At 41.1% G+C, this 16,218-nt stretch carries 12 protein-coding genes; 6 read left to right on the top strand and 6 right to left on the bottom strand.

From position 1 onward, the window contains the following. Nucleotides 1-109 precede the first annotated feature (109 nt). The 6 genes from PV763_RS14155 to PV763_RS14130 are packed head-to-tail and all read left to right on the top strand — an operon-like array spanning nt 110 to nt 7,713. Nucleotides 110-1,984, top strand: a complete 1,875-nt coding sequence (locus PV763_RS14155; RefSeq protein ID WP_420938081.1) for a polysaccharide biosynthesis protein — start codon at nt 110-112, stop codon at nt 1,982-1,984. A gap of 12 nt (nt 1,985-1,996) precedes the next feature. Continuing rightward, complete coding sequence (galU, locus tag PV763_RS14150; RefSeq protein ID WP_420938080.1) at nt 1,997-2,872, top strand: UTP--glucose-1-phosphate uridylyltransferase GalU; 876 nt, start codon at nt 1,997-1,999, stop codon at nt 2,870-2,872. Nucleotides 2,873-2,896: 24 nt separating this feature from the next. Continuing rightward, entirely contained in the window at nt 2,897-4,153 is a 1,257-nt protein-coding gene (locus PV763_RS14145) for a nucleotide sugar dehydrogenase (RefSeq protein WP_420938079.1), read from the top strand. Next, a complete protein-coding gene (gene pgi / locus PV763_RS14140) occupies nt 4,153-5,811 on the top strand; it encodes a glucose-6-phosphate isomerase (protein ID WP_420938078.1) in 1,659 nt (552 codons plus the stop codon). Before PV763_RS14145 ends, pgi begins: the two co-directional genes overlap by 1 nt. A 1-nt stretch (nt 5,812) precedes the next feature. Further along, a complete protein-coding gene (galE, locus tag PV763_RS14135; protein ID WP_420938077.1) occupies nt 5,813-6,832 on the top strand; it encodes a UDP-glucose 4-epimerase GalE in 1,020 nt (339 codons plus the stop codon). A 2-nt stretch (nt 6,833-6,834) separates the two neighbouring features. Beyond that, nucleotides 6,835-7,713, top strand: coding sequence for a beta-1,6-N-acetylglucosaminyltransferase (locus PV763_RS14130; protein WP_420938076.1), 879 nt, complete (start codon nt 6,835-6,837; stop codon nt 7,711-7,713). A gap of 82 nt (nt 7,714-7,795) precedes the next feature. Here PV763_RS14130 and PV763_RS14125 read toward each other — a convergent pair whose 3' ends face one another. The 6 genes from PV763_RS14125 to PV763_RS14100 all read right to left on the bottom strand — a co-directional run bounded on the left by PV763_RS14125 (nt 7,796) and on the right by PV763_RS14100 (nt 16,209). Continuing rightward, entirely contained in the window at nt 7,796-9,172 is a 1,377-nt protein-coding gene (locus PV763_RS14125) for a phosphomannomutase CpsG (protein WP_420938075.1), read from the bottom strand. 154 nt (nt 9,173-9,326) lie between these two features. Beyond that, nucleotides 9,327-10,418: a hypothetical protein gene (locus PV763_RS14120; RefSeq protein WP_420938074.1), complete on the bottom strand. Its 1,092-nt coding sequence runs from the start codon at nt 10,416-10,418 to the stop codon at nt 9,327-9,329. A gap of 67 nt (nt 10,419-10,485) precedes the next feature. After that, the gene (locus PV763_RS14115) at nt 10,486-12,006 is read right to left on the bottom strand and encodes a hypothetical protein (protein WP_420938073.1); all 1,521 of its coding nucleotides are present in this window, start codon (nt 12,004-12,006) and stop codon (nt 10,486-10,488) included. A gap of 206 nt (nt 12,007-12,212) precedes the next feature. Next, nucleotides 12,213-13,035, bottom strand: a protein-coding gene (locus tag PV763_RS14110; protein ID WP_420938072.1) for an IS5 family transposase whose coding sequence is annotated in 2 segments (ribosomal slippage) — nt 12,213-12,653 and nt 12,655-13,035 — 822 coding nt in all. Because the reading frame shifts where the segments join, the coding sequence is not laid out codon by codon here. 22 nt (nt 13,036-13,057) lie between these two features. Beyond that, nucleotides 13,058-14,668 (bottom strand): Tn7-like element transposition protein TnsE, encoded by a 1,611-nt coding sequence (locus PV763_RS14105; RefSeq protein ID WP_420938071.1) that lies wholly within the window; start codon nt 14,666-14,668, stop codon nt 13,058-13,060. Then, nucleotides 14,665-16,209, bottom strand: a complete 1,545-nt coding sequence (locus tag PV763_RS14100) for a TnsD family Tn7-like transposition protein (RefSeq protein ID WP_420938070.1) — start codon at nt 16,207-16,209, stop codon at nt 14,665-14,667. Before PV763_RS14100 ends, PV763_RS14105 begins: the two co-directional genes overlap by 4 nt. Nucleotides 16,210-16,218 lie beyond the last annotated feature (9 nt).

Raw genomic sequence — 16,218 nt, 5'->3', positions numbered from 1 at the left:
TGTCATAGTATTCGTCGTTAGAAAACAATTATTATGTCATTATTTCAATGAGTTATCTATTTTTGTCGTGTACAGAGAAAAATTTATTAGAATTGAGACAAGGTACCCAGTGAAATCGATCATTACGCCTTTCGTAGAATCACCACGAGCCGCCAAACTTGCATTTTTAATTATTCTAGATTTTTGTGCTTTTCCTGTCTTGATCTGGCTATGTTATGCCATTCGCCGATTCGATTTAGGCGCAGAAGTGGTACCGAATCTGGCTTTTGGTGCGGTTTGGGTCAGCGTAATTGCAGTAGCCTCACTTTTTATCTGTGGGGTGTATCGCTTTATTGTCCGTACGTATAATGAAGTGTTTATGATCAAGATGGGGCTGGCGACGGCATTGACTGTCGCTGGTCTTTATGCCCTGGCTTATTTTACCCCGGCATTTATTCCGACCTCTATTCCTCTGATGTTCGGCTTTATGATGTTTGCCTGGATCTGGTTTAGCCGGGGCATCATCCGTTTTATTATCCGTTCCTACTTGCAGGCCGATGTACAGAAAAAACGCATTGCGATTTATGGTGCGGGTCATGCCGGTCAACAGGTTGCTGCTGCACTGTATCGTTCCAATGAACATTTGCCGATCATGTTTATTGACGACAAACGCTCGCTGGCGGGACAGCAGCTGGGTCGACTTAAAGTCTATGATGCCCAGACTGCCTTAAAACTCATGCGCAAGCAAAAAATTGATGAAATTCTGATTGCGTTGCCTTCGGTAGGGCGGGTCCGTAAAAGTGAAATCATCAAGTTTTTAGAACCGGCTCATTTAAAAATTACTGAAATTCCAGGTCTGACCAAACTGGTCGATGGTGAAATTCGAATTTCTGATATTCAGGAAGTAGATATTATTGACCTGCTGGGACGTGATCCTGTTCCGCCGGTTCCTGAGCTGCTGGCCAGAAACATTAAAGATAAAGTGGTGATGGTCACAGGCGCGGGTGGTTCGATTGGTTCAGAGCTGTGCCGCCAGATCATTAAAAACCAACCGGCAAAAATTATCATTTATGAACTGACTGAATTTGCGCTCTATAGTATTGAAAAAGAGTTACGCCTCACGGCAAGCTGTGAAATTATTCCGATTCTGGGCTCTGTACTGGATGAATCCAAGCTGGAACGGGTGATTGAACAATATGGCGTACAGACTGTTTATCATGCTGCCGCCTATAAACATGTACCGCTGGTCGAGTGTAATCCTCTGGCAGGGCTAAAAAACAACGCTGTCGGAACCGCCTTTAGTGTGAATGCAGCGGTGAAGAAAGGCGTCGAAACTTTTATGTTAATTTCAACCGATAAAGCGGTACGTCCCACCAATGTGATGGGGGCGACCAAGCGTATGGCCGAGCTGTATTGTCAGGCCATGGCGGAAGCCCAGAACCAGACCCAGATCAGTATTGTACGTTTTGGTAATGTACTCGGTTCTTCGGGTTCGGTGGTACCGCTGTTTAAACAGCAGATTGCCAAGGGTGGACCGATTACTGTGACTGATCCAGAAGTGACCCGGTTCTTTATGACCATTCCGGAAGCTTCGCAACTGGTGATTCAGGCTGGTGCTTTGGGTACCGGTGGAGATGTATTCCTGCTGGATATGGGCGAGCCGGTACGGATTCAGGATCTGGCACGACAAATGATTGCGCTGAGCGGACTCAAAGTCAGAGATAATAAAGACCCGAATGGTGATATTGAAATTCAATATACTGGGCTACGTCCAGGCGAAAAACTTTATGAAGAACTGCTGATTGACGAAGAAAATACAGAAATTACTTCACATACGCGTATTCTACGATCTGTCGAAAAACATTATCCATTAGCAGAAATTCTGGCAGTATTTAACCGCATACATGAACTTACAGCGACTCAAACCGACATTGAATGGGCGCTGGCACAATTAGAACATTATGTGGATGGTTATGTACGCGGTAACGAAATTAAAGTGAACTAGGTTTTTATAGATATGATTAAGAAAGCAATTCTCCCTGTGGCTGGTTTAGGTACGCGTTTCTTACCTGCCAGTAAATCCATTCCTAAAGAAATGGTGACAGTCGTGGATCGCCCTGCGATTGAATATGTGGTACGTGAAGCGGTTGCTGCCGGAATTGAGCAGATTATTCTGGTGACCCATTCTTCCAAGGCCTCGATTGAAAATTATTTTGATCGTAACTTTGAACTTGAAACCACGCTTGAGCAAAAAAACAAAACGGACTTACTCAAAGAAATTACTGAAATTCTGCCTGCGGGCGTGAGTGTGATTAGCGTACGTCAGCCGCAACCTTTAGGTTTGGGTCATGCGGTACTGTGTGCCAAAGCCGTGATTGGCGATGATGATTTTGCGGTGCTGTTACCGGATGTACTGGTGAAAGACCAAGACACGGAAAATGACCTGGCACGTATGATTCAACGTTATACTCAGTCTCAGGCGTCACAAATCATGGTAGAAGCGGTGCCTGAACATCTGGTGGACCAGTATGGCATTGTTGATGTTGCAGCATCGCCTGAGGAAGGGGAAAGCATCGTCATGCAAGGCATTGTCGAGAAACCGGCGGTCGGAACGGCACCTTCGAATTTGTCTGTGGTCGGACGTTATATTCTGCCGGCCAAAATCATGCAACTTTTAGAACAGACCCCACGCGGGGCAGGTAATGAAATCCAGCTGACCGATGCAATTGCAATGCTGCAACAAACAGAAGCTGTAGAAGCATATCGCATGAAAGGCCAGACCTTTGACTGTGGCAGTAAGTTGGGATATCTAAAAGCTGTTTTACATTATGGCGTCGATCATCCTAAACTCGGTAGCGAGTTTAAAGCATTGATTCAGGAACTGGCTTTGTAAGAAAAAATAATAAAAAGGAATATTATGAAAGTCGCAGTATTGGGAAAAACCTTATTTTCCGGAGTCATTTCAGCTCTTTTATCTGAATGTGGTCATCAGGTGGTCTGGTGTAATAGCTTCAATGTAGCTGAGTCAGCTCGGCCCTATTTCCAGGATGAATCTCTTCAGCTATTACTGCAAAAACAGGAAAAATCTGGCTTTTTAAACTGTTGCGATTTTCAGCATCTGGATTTTAATCAGGATGTGTTTTTCTTTAGTTTTAATGCGACTGAAGAACAGCAGGCGTTTCAGATGCTGGACACCATCCGGCATGCCTGTTTTGCCCATCCCAAACTGATGATTAATGCTTCGACCTTTGGCTTGCATGGTACGCAACGCTTTCAGCAACTGTTACCGAATGATGACTGGATTTATCTGCCAGATATTATTCAGGAAGGGAATGCACTGCGTAGCTTTACTCAGGCCACCCAACTGATTGTGGGCTGTGATCATGCAGATATACAGCCTAAAATCAAAGAATTATTACGGCCATTATTTCCACGTACCCAACAATATTTATTTATGCCAGTTCTGGATGCTGAATTTACCAAGCTGAGTATTTCCGGCATGCTGGCCACCCGGATCAGTTATATGAATGATCTGGCCAGCGTGGCAGAAAAACTGGGCATTGATATTGAGCAGGTACGGCAAGGCATGGCTGCGGATAACCGGATTGGTTCTGCCTATCTGTTCCCCGGTGTCGGTTTTGGTGGAGAGAATTTCTCCCATGATATCCGGACTTTGACACATGCAGTGGCAGATTCAGGGGTAAAAAACCAGCTGCTGGAGCAGGTTTGGGACATTAATGAACAGCAAAAAGAGCTGCTGTTCCGTAAACTCTGGAACTATTTCCGTGGTGACTTAAAAGGTAAGGTCATTGCAATCTGGGGTGCAGCCTTTAAGGAAAATACCCCGAGTATCCAGCAGTCTCCGGTACATGCCATGTTGACCGCTTTGTGGGCGCAAGGCGTGACGGTCAAACTACATGATCCTCAGGCAATCGCAAATATTGAAAAGGTCTATGGGCCACGGGAAGACCTGATCCTGTGTAAAGACCAGTATCAGGCTGTGGAAGGGGCGCATGCCTTGTGTCTGATTACGGCATGGAAACAGTACGGCAGTCCGGATTATCCGTATTTGATCAAACTAATGCAGCATCCCCTGATTCTGGATGGGCGTAATCTGTATGATCCGACGTATGTCAAGACACGTGGTTTTAATTATATTGGGGTGGGACGTTAATGTTGAGCCATTTTAATCCAAATCTCGACACTGAAACTGTGTGTCAGAAATTAGCCTCAAACAAAGAACAACTTCAATCTGAGCATCTGCGGGAACTGTTTGCTGCTGACCCGGAGCGCTTTAATCGATATTCCATTCAGTTTGAACAACTGCTATTTGACTATAGCAAACACAGAATCAATCAAAATGTGCTACAAGGCCTGATCGAATGGGCTGACGTACAGAACCTCAGATCGTGGATTGGCTCCCTATTTTCCAATCAGGAAATCAACTATACCGAGCAGCGTGCTGCCATGCACTGGGCACTGCGCCTGCCCAAACAGGATCAACAGCATGCTGATCTGGCAGCTGATGTACATGCCCAGCTGGAACGAATGTATGCGCTGGTGGAACAGATTCATGCCGGACAGCGTCGCGGTGCCACCGGGGAAGTCATTCAGGATGTGGTCAATATCGGGGTAGGGGGATCAGATCTGGGTCCCTTGATGGTCACGCATGCTTTATCTGATTTTAAATACCAGTCTGCTCAGCCACTGAACGTACATTTTGTTTCAACCATGGATGGCAGTCAGCTGTCCGAGCTGTTGCATCAGCTGCGTCCGGAAACGACGCTGTTTATTATTTCCTCCAAATCCTTCGGCACCATTGATACCCTGACCAATGCCCAGACGGTACGCCTGTGGCTGGAAAAGGCATTAGGTCAGCATCCTTATATCCTCAAGCACCATTTTATTGGGGTATCGACCAAGCCGGAAAAAATGACCGCATGGGGCATTGCGCCGGAAAACCAGTTGCTGCTCTGGGACTGGGTCGGTGGGCGTTATTCACTCTGGTCCTGTATCGGACTGCCAATTGCCTTGAGTATCGGAATTGAAGGCTTTAAGCAGCTGCTGGCTGGCGCCTATGCGGTGGACCAGCATTTTCAGTACCAGCCTTTTGAACGCAATATTCCGGTATTGATGGGATTGTTGGGAGCCTGGAATACCAATTTTCTGGATATTCAAACCCATGCAATTCTGCCTTATGATGGTCGGTTGAAATACTTTGCATCTTACTTGCAACAGCTGGAAATGGAATCCAACGGTAAGTCGATCCAGCGTAATGGCGAAAAAGTCCAGCTGGATACCTGTCCGATCATCTGGGGAGAAGTGGGTCCAAATGCCCAGCATGCCTTTTATCAGTTATTGCATCAGGGAACTCAGTCAGTCAGCTGTGATTTTATTGCGCCGATAGAGCGTTATAACAGCCAGCAATATACTTATGCAGAAAGTGCCGAAGCATTGGTAGAACAACATCATTTGGCCTTATCTAACTGTCTGGCGCAATCGCGCTTACTGGCTTTTGGCAATGAAGCCCTAAATCAGGCTGAATTGGCTAGCTTGCCGGCCTATAAGCAATATGAAGGTAATCAGCCGAGCACTACCCTGTTATTGCAGGAGCTCAACCCATACAGTTTAGGCATGCTTATTGCACTCTATGAACATAAGGTATTTGTTCAGTCTGTGCTGTGGAATATCAATCCGTTCGACCAGTGGGGCGTGGAAAAAGGCAAGGAAATTGCCAACCAGTTATTGCCCATACTGAATGGTGAACAGACCGATCTGAATGGTCTGGATGGCTCAACCCAAGGTTTAATTAAAGTTCTATTAGGAAAGTAAAATGGCGAAAATTCTGGTCACAGGCGGGGCAGGCTATATTGGTTCACATACCTGTGTGGAATTGCTGAATGCCGGACATGAGGTCGTTGTACTGGATAATTTGTGTAATAGCTCTGCTGAGTCCTTAAACCGGGTAAAAAAGCTGACTCAGAAAAGTCTGACCTTTGTCGAAGGAGATATCCGGAATAGCCAGTTACTGGATCAGGTCTTTCAGCAACAGTCGATTGATGCAGTGATTCATTTTGCCGGGCTGAAAGCGGTGGGAGAAAGCCAGCAGATTCCTTTGGCCTATTTTGACAATAATATTGCCGGTTCCATTAGTCTGGTGCAGGCGATGCAGCGTGCACAGGTATTCAAACTGGTCTTCAGCTCTTCGGCTACGGTCTATGGTGAAAATAATCCTTCACCTTTAAATGAAGAGATGCCTACCGGAATGCCGACCAATAACTATGGCTATACCAAACTGATCGTTGAGCAACTGCTCGAAAAGTTATGCATAGCTGATGAACGCTGGTCAATTGCATTATTGCGTTATTTTAATCCGGTCGGTGCGCATAAAAGTGGCCAGATTGGGGAAGATCCACAAGGGATTCCCAATAACCTGATGCCTTATGTAACTCAGGTAGCTGTAGGCCGTCGTGAAAAACTGTCTATTTTTGGTCAGGACTATGACACCGTCGATGGTACCGGTGTGCGTGATTATATTCATGTCGTAGATCTGGCCAATGCACATCTGTGTGCTTTGAATAATCGTCTGACTGCACAAGGATGTCGTGCCTGGAATATTGGTACTGGCAATGGAATTTCAGTCCTGCAAGTCAAAAATACCTTTGAGCAGGTAAATGGTGTTGCTGTTCCATTTGAGTTGGTACCACGACGTGAAGGCGATGTCGCAACCTGTTTTGCGGACAATGCACGTGCGCTGCAGGAACTGGGCTGGACACCCGAATATGGCTTGGAGGATATGCTCGCCGATAGCTGGAAATGGCAGAAGCAGAATCCCAAAGGATATGGATCATAGATATGAATTTTATTTATGGGGTCATTTGTCATCAACTTACCCATTCACTGGTTTTTCTGGTAAATGAGCTGCTGAAAAGTCCTCATAGTATTATTCTTATTCATGTCGATCAGAAAGCCGACCTTGCCCCATTTCATACTCAATTCGGACAGCATGATCAGGTATATTTTTTAGCAGACCGGACAGATGTACGATGGGGTAGCTATAGCCAAATCGAGGTTATGTTAAAACTCCTGCAGGAAGCGCAAAAATATGATTACGGCTATTTTTTCTTCCTGTCTGGAGATGACATTCCTTTATGTTCCAATACAGCAAGAGAATTATTTCTAGAAAAAGAATATCAAAAACAGACCGAGTTTGTGGGTCATGATGATTTAGCAGATGATGTGGAACAACGGGTGAATGTCCTGTATTTACCGATTATGTATCAAAAAGCTAAATCACCATTATTTCAGTTCCTGAACAGATGGGCATTATGGTATTGCCGGCACTTCCGTAAACAGGATATTTCTCATTTACCTAAACTATATAAAGGTTCAAACTGGATTACTCTCACCGATCAGGCGGTGACATTTATTCTAGATTATCTGGAAGCGAATCCGGATTATGCAAAAACCTTTAAATCTTCACTCTGTGCAGATGAAATCTTTTTCCATACCATTATTTATAATTCCCATTTTCAGCAACGCATCTATCATGCCCAGCATAGGATAGAGGATTGTGAAACAGGGCTAAGATATATTGACTGGGATTCCGGGCCGGATTATCCAAAAACTTTAGATATGTCTGATTTTGATAAAATGAAGCAGTCAGGCATGCTGTTTGCGCGAAAAATGAATACAAATATCACAGTGGATATACTCGAAAAACATTTTCCATAAAAGCTTCAGGCCGGAAAAGTACCCTAAAAACTGGAGTCTTCTCTCTGGTTTAAAGGGCACTGTTTTCAGGCTTTTTTAGGATTTAAGCATCGCCCTGGATCAGCTGGGTCAGCTCATCGACATAGTCCCGCATCGGTCGTGGATTATGATCACGGCGGCTTTCAATATTCAAACGCAATAATGGTTCAGTATTGGAGGCGCGCACATTAAAACGCCAGCTACCAAAATTCAGGCTGACGCCATCAGTCTGATCAATTTCAGGTTGTTGATCGGCATAATGATCGAAAAGTTTTTGGATGGTTGCCTGGGTATCGGCCACTTTAAAATTAATTTCACCTGAACATGGGAACTTGGCGATCATTTCTTCCACGAGAGAAGATAAGGATTTTCCTGTTTCAGACAGTACCGCCATAGCCAGTAACCATGGAATCATGCCGCTGTCACAGTAAGCAAAATCACGGAAATAGTGATGGGCGCTCATTTCCCCGCCATAAGCCGCATTATGTTCACGCATGACATCTTTAATGAAGGCATGACCTGATTTTGATTGGACGGTAATCCCCTGATACTGCTCCACGACATCCAGCGTATTCCAGACTAGACGCGGGTCATGGACAATTTTTTCACCAGACTGCTTCAGCAGGAATGCCTGCGCCAGAAGACCGACAATATAATAACCTTCAATGAACTGACCTTTTTCATCGAACAGGAAGCAGCGGTCAAAGTCGCCATCCCAGGCAATGCCCATATCCGCACCATGCTGAATGACCGCATCACGGGTGCTATCACGGTTTTCAACCAGAATTGGATTCGGGATGCCATTCGGGAAGTTACCATCGGCCTCATTGTGAATTTTGACAAATTCAACCGGGATCTGTAGTTGTCGAAACTTCTGTTCAAGCGCATCCACCACATGACCTGCGGCACCATTGCCAGCATTCATCACCAGTTTCATCGGGCGGATTTTTGCCGGATCGATATAGGTCATCAGGTGATCGATAAATTCTGGCAGGATATTATATTGTTCAGTATGACCTTTTTGGACAACCTCAACGAATTCCCCTGATTCTGCCAAGGCCTGAATCTCTTTAAGACCGGTATCGGCACTGATCGGGCGGGCATTTTCACGCACCAGTTTCATACCATTATAGTCCATCGGATTATGACTGGCCGTCACTTCAATTCCACCTTGGACATCGAGATGAAATGCGCCGAAATAAACTTCTTCAGTCCCGGTCATGCCCAAATCCAGCACGTTGACTCCAGCATCATTTAAACCGCGAATAGTCGCCTGTTTTAAGCCCTCACTGCTCAGGCGGATGTCACAGCCAATCACCACGGTTTTCGGTTGGTAGATCTGTCCGTAAGCACGACCAATTTTATAGGCAATCTCTTCATTCAGTTCAGTGCCGAGTTTGCCACGAATGTCATAAGCTTTAAAGCAAGTCAGTTGTGTCATGTGATTTCTCAAAATTCGCAAAAAAGAGTTGAAGTTATAAGGGATTGAAACAGTATAGAGATAAATGAGTAAAATGAAAAAAACCTCTATAAAAAATTACAGAGGTTATATCATTGATTATACAGTTGAATATAAGTATGACTTAGAGTGTCATTTAAAAATTGTGCAATGTAATTCCCACTGAGGCTAAACCGTACTTTTTATCTAAACGAGAAGCCGTGACACCATTATATAAGAAAGGGATATAACCGATTAAATTATGCTGATACATTTCACCCTTAATAAAGCCTCTGACTTGAGGACTAAAATCATAGTTTAATTTAAGTCCTACACTATGGTTATCTTTAATGGGTGCAGCACCGAAATTACTAATCCGGTCATCAATGTCTTTACGCCATAAGCGTTGATACTGATAGGCTAATTGACTTTCAAAATTACGATAACGCCAATTCCAAGAACCGCCAAATCCTGCATAAAAAGCGTCATAATTCAGATCTTTTTGAATATCGATCCCAAACTCATTGGCATCACCGGCTGCATTCAACTCTTTCACAATTAAATCATCAATTGTACAGGGTTGACTGAGCTGACCAGTATATTGATTATTAGACTGAATTTGGAGATCCATGAGGCAGCTATCTTTCTGCCCTTGGATATTTAATTGATCTACTTTTACCTTACTATAGCCAAGGGTCGTAAATAAATTAACCATATTCATATGATCGATTTTACGGCTAAAAATACTGTCTAGTTGTAATTGCCAATCTTGAGCATCTTGAACGGTAATTTGTTCTAAAGTACGATTTTGGATCTGTGTAGGGGTGGATTTTTTGATTTCATCAGAAAAATTGCCCCAAGTACTCAGACGGAATATCACGGTATCATTTTTATTTAGATTAAAGTCAGGTGTGTAACGCACCGCAAGGAGAGGGCTGGAAATCGTATTGGTATCTTGCGCATAATCAATTTCCCGATACTGGTAACTGGCTTCTAAGCCCCAGGTTGGAGAGAATTTATGCATAAGATGTACATGTGCACCGATATAATCTCCGGCTCCTTCTGAAACACCTTCACTTTCTCGAATATTAAAGACATCAATCGTATCATTTACTGCATCTATACCGATACTGAGTGCAGTATCAGTTTGAGTAAAGCTATTGGCTTGCAAATATAGATCATTTGGTGCAGCCCAAGCGGTAAAAGAAGACAGTAGGCCTAATCCCAGCGTTGTAAAAGCATATTTCATGTATTTAATCACTTTAGAATATTCAATAATTAAAGCCAGCAAAAACGCTGGCTTTAATTGATTCAGATTAGTTAAGTTTAAAGTGACCTGTTAATGCGAAACCATTTAAACTAGTATCAGCAACAGTAACGGAGCCACTGTTTAAGCCTAATTCAGGATCAATCACATACATACGTGGTGCAACAACTGCTGTAACAGTGATTTTATCCTCTGCACGTAACAGATTGAAGTACTGATTATAGTAATTAGCTAAAGTACTGTTTTGTTGGACCATGTCATATAAAGAAATTGAGCCATTTGAAGCAATTGAGATGTCTGAAGCTGCTTCAAATGTTCCATTTGTAATACTACCTAATGATGACGCAATTTTAAAAGTTGCGCCTGCTGGGATGGTTGCTGATTGAATTGAACCATCTGCATTAAAGACAATATTCAATTTGTCTAGGTATACATCTAAGGTTTCTTCTAATGCATTACGATTGGCAACTACTTTAAAGCCAACCTCAGCGCTTTCATTTACATTGGTCGTGGTATTCGCCATTGCAAAAGTGATACGGGCAGTATTATTAATATCAGTACGGTTTACGAGTAACGGTGCTGCTGCGGTAGAGTTTTTAATTTGTTCCAAAGAATAAGAAGCAAGAGAGAAACTATTGATAAGAGGAGTTTTGACGATATCCTGGATTTGTTCAAGTATCCCCTCATTATTTTCAATCGCATTCACTAGGTCGTTCGCACTTCCCCCTGTTGTAAGCACCGTAGCTACTACATCAGAAAGAGTTTGAATATTACCTTGTACTTGAACAGCCAATTGCTCAGGAACTCGGATCTCTTCGCCTTTTTCTTCTAACTTTTCATTTGCTGTGTTCACAGCCGCTTCTAAAACAGCACTGAGTTGAGTAGGGGAGATCGCACCAGTTGAATCAAATAATGATTGATTTGGTGTTTTAAGTGTTTGAGTGATTGCATTCACAGCTAAAGCAGTTGCTTCTTCAAGGTTAAGGGCAGCATTACCTTCACTGTTTGGAAGAGCTTGTAAACTATCCTCAATTTGCGTGATTAATTGCTGCAAGACAAAGATAGATGCCATTTCTTGGGCAGTACCAGAAGAAACTGGGTTAAAGGTAGAAAGGTTAGAAGCATTGGCGTTTTTAATACCCAGATTATCTAGAATAGTTTGTAGCTCCTGAGCAGAGCTTACATAATATTCAAGAGTAGTCAGTGGGCTTGCAACCAGTAAGTTTCTAGAACTCCAATTTTGTAAGTTCGTTTTTTTAATTTTAAGCGTTCCGGTAAATGGTAAACCAGTCACTAAATCTGTGCCACCAGTCACGGTCATCGCAGATTCATTACATGCACGCGTAGTGGTGAAATTAAATTTACCTTCATCATTTGTTTCAGTTGTTAAGCCATCGCAGTCATCTAATGAGATAGTGGCTCCACCCACATAAAAGTCAACGGCTACACCTTGAACAGTGTTAGGTACAAATGGACTTGCACCATGATCATTATCACTACCGCCACAGGCACTAAGTAATAAAGAAGTAGCAGCTGCAAGTGCTGTAAGTTTAAGTGAATGCTTTAACATAATTTGCCTCAAAAAGTAAGTTTCTAGTTTTATTACGTTGTAAAAATAGTACGAATTTTAAATGAAAAGGTATAATAAGCGAATGACTAAAACATTAATTATGCTAAAAGATTATAAAGAAAATTGAGTAAAAGTAACTCATTTTTGCTTACTCAATATGTAACGATGTATTTAATTTTTATACATTAGATCTCTTGCGAAAGTCGTTATTGCAAGTTCATCCGGTTTACCAGTGCAGCGATTAAGTTAATGCGTAAACCGAATCTTTTCCGTCTATTTCGATAGCGTTCACTTAGTATTCTAAATCTTTTCAATTGACTGTTAATATGTTCGATTACAACTCGTATTTTTCCAATCATTTTATTGTAATTTTTCTCAGCATCAAATAAGGGTAAATTCTTCTTTTTCTTTATTGGCATCAATAATTTAAAGCCATCTTGCTCTAACCCATAGTACCCTAAATCGGTCATAACATAGTCACAATGTTTGAATTTCTTAACTGTTTTTCTTGCCAATTTAATATCATGCTGACTGCCAGACGATATATCTACTCCTATGATTTGTTTGCTCTTCGGATGATAGATCACTTGGGCTTTTAACGTATGTTTCTTCTTTTTACCACTGTAGAACTTACTCTGATTTTTTTTTCGGGCGTTCTATTAAACATTCTGTCGCATCAATAATTACCCAGTTAAATTGTTCGTCTGCTGTGGTAATGCTTCGTTTTGGCAGGGTAAAACGTCTTGATTTCATTAATGCATCTTCAACCTTTTTAATAGTTCGATTCACATTACTTTCAGCGATATGGTAATTTGCCGCCAATTCCAATTGGGTGTTGTAGCTCCGTAAGTAATTGAGTGTTAATAATAATTGATCCTCTATAGCTAAAGTATGAGGACGCCCTAATTTCTTTTTAAGTGATTCTGCTTCTTTTAAAACTTCGACTATTTCACTAAAAACTGCTCGAGGTACACCAACCAAGCGCTGGAATTCAGAATCTGAAAAACGATTTAATTTCTGATATTTCATGAAATCTATATTGAGGCAGTTTTTACTTTCGCAAGAGGTCTATTGATTTTCCCTTTGCTAAAATACGTTGAGCCCAGTCAGTATAATAATTCAATTCTTCCATCTGTTCCTTTTTTGAAGGATGATTAATTGTAGTAAACATAGTAATACCTCTTACTTCAGATAGAAATTTTTTAGGCCAACTCAGTGATTGAGAAAGTATAGAATTATTTAATTTTTCCAACTCTGTTTCAATTAATAATCGAGTTTTTTCCTCATCTCTGAGTAATAGTGTAGATATGTTCTTTTTGCCATCTGACGTATCAATTTCACATAGATAAAATTGCTCATTACTTTGTGTATTTAGAATTTTATATACATAAAAGTATCGTAGTTGATTATTGGCAAACTTGTGTCCTCTAAAAAGCTTATATTTTTTAAAAGGTGAATTTCTGACCTCTTGAACTTTGTATCCCTTTTTCTGGATTTCCTTTAGTACCTTAATTAGATCTTCATGGGTAACTCGCTTTAGTTGAATTTCTGATTCAGTTGTAAATCCAGGCACCGTACCCTCTATATCTCCTTCGCCTCCAGCAAATCCTTCTTCTTGATTTTGATCTTTATCCATTTGTTTTTGTCTTTTCCGTACTACAGTTTCAGCAGGAGGTGTCTCTAAAGAAATTTTTAATTCTTCTATAGTATAAATTTTTCCAGGTATATTTCTTAGTTTGTTCAGTAGTTTATCAGTATCTGCCTCAGCATTTTTATTCAGTTTCTCTTTAGGCTGACTTGCTGGTTTTGGTTTATTTGAACCTTGCCCTTGAGCATTTTTGACCTGTTGTATAATTTTTTTTGCAGTGAAATGAAATTGAATAGGGCGGTTGATAGCTGTATCAAGATTTTTGAAAGATCTGATGCGCTCAACTCTGTAAATACCTGTTTCTTTATCATAAATTCCATCTACTGTTAGATGGATATTTCTGATATTAGGAGCCTCCATGTCAAAATTAAAATATTTAGCACTGTTTTGATCAGTAATTGTTTTCTGATAAATGCTAAGGAAGGCTTTATTTAAATCAGGTTGTAATAGAATTAAAGCCAATTTTTTCAAAAAATGAGGATCGGAGAGATCTTGTTTTAAAATCTTTTTATTTTGTGCAATAAAAATGTGGATTGCATCAGGATCCTCCATGTCTACTAAAATATCTGTTGAATAGTTTTCTGCAAAAAGTGCAGCACGTAAAAGATACGGGTGAGAAAAGAATAGATCTCGAGCTAAAACAAGTTTAGGTATTTGAATATTAATATTTCTCTTTAAAACTTTCGAGTAATAATAAAACTCAAAACAGATCCTACCCTGATGCATCTTTTGAGGCTCATCCTCAGATAAAATGATAGTTTTGAATGTTGTGAAATTTACACTTTTAAGTGTATGGCTAAATAATTTCTTTTTTGGATAGTCATCAGCAATTGGAGTGAGATAGTCATAAAGAAGAATGCTCTCAATTGGTAATTGAAGCTGAATATAGCTGTTAATAATAGGGTTAAACAAATGAGTATCAATATCAAACCGAGTTCGACCACGTCGACTAATTTTTGTCGCAGTATAGTAAATCATATCATTCGGTAAAAAGTCAGTTGAACAATCACTCATTTTTCTATTTCTTCCCAAATATTATTAAAAAATCGACGTGCTTCTGGCGTTAATCGCTGCTCACTTAATCCTGATTCACGTAAAAAAACACTCGATGGATAACATCTATCTTCAATATTTTGGCGAATATAGGTTCGAGTCAGGCGACGTATTTGATAACAATCCACAGACTCAGCGTAACGATCCAAAAAGGCTGCAGTCAATGGGAAAAAATTCCAGTTTTTTTCAATCATACTCACTGAACCCAGTTGTCTAATAAAAAACTTTTTTGTCCATTGCGGGGAGTCTAGATCTTCTAATAATTCATTCCGTATTTTGATGAGTTGTTTAATAAACTGTCGATCTCGAGCTCTCCAGTCAATACGTGGTTTAGGGACAGAAGGAGGGGGAATTAAAGCTGATTTATTGATAAATAATAGCCAATCTTTATGATTGCGATATAAGCGAGCATACAGTGAGCCATTTTGTTGGCGAGCCTGTTTGACTGGCCTTTCTAGGATTAATTTTGTCCATTGTTTTTGGTCCTCAGATAACGTTTGATCTACTTTATTATCAATACATATTGCTGCTGTTGCGGCATCTTCCTCTAGGTCCATTGATACTAGGTGAATATATTGCTTATATATTTCAATCGGATTTTTCTCTGGAACAAGAGCTTTTAATACGATTAGATGCTCAAGATAAGAAAACGCCTTGCGGTGTTTCCTACAGATATTTTTGAGCCAGCAGTTCTCAGACAGCAGATCACCTAAATGATAATATTGAAGAAAACTTTCGCCCCAATATTCAATGACTAATTGACGGACTTTTTCGTAATTGATATTTTTACGGCCTGATAGTAATTCCCTATCTTTTAAGATAAGAAAATAAGCATCTGATACAGTAGAAAAATCCTGCACATTGAAGGGTGTTGAATGAGCGAGTAGCTCTTCGATCAGTCCTGCAAGCTCGATATGATGATTTAAGTCCTGAGGATTAAACACAAGCTGTGAAGACTCTTTTAGTGCATTCAAATGGGCAAAATAGAATTTTCGGTCTATCCCATTGCAAGGGATCGAACTTATAAAAAGAGGTTGCTGATGTCCTGTACAATACTCGTACCCAGTAATCTGCCAGCTACGTTTCCAGTAAACTTCACCATATTGCTCCATCTGGTCTTTCCAGCAATGAGGACAGAATCGAAAAAAACTCACAGCTTTGATCCGCGATGCATTTTTTCCCAATTTAGTATGCAGTGATTGATACTGTTCATTTCGCAATGCCTGCACAGCATAACGCATCACTGTATCAGGTTGGAATGGTTGGTAAATTGGTAGTAGGGTGTGCTGGCTAATTAAAATAAGCGCATCATAATGACCTGGTAAGTAACCGGCCAACCTGTCTAGATGCGAAGGTAAATCGTAAGTTGGTGTTAAATTCCTGCTATTGAATAATTCTTCAGTGAGATATTTGGGACTCAGAATCCCATTGTGAACAGCATAACGGGCAATTACACTGTAAATTAGCTCATCCGGATATGGCATTGGAAAATTCGAAATCATAATACCGTG

It is taken from the genome of Acinetobacter sp. AS5, from assembly GCF_048957595.1.
Lineage (GTDB): Bacteria > Pseudomonadota > Gammaproteobacteria > Pseudomonadales > Moraxellaceae > Acinetobacter.
Note: the sequence above shows the minus strand (reverse complement) of the source record. Positions and strands in the feature narration are given on the sequence as shown.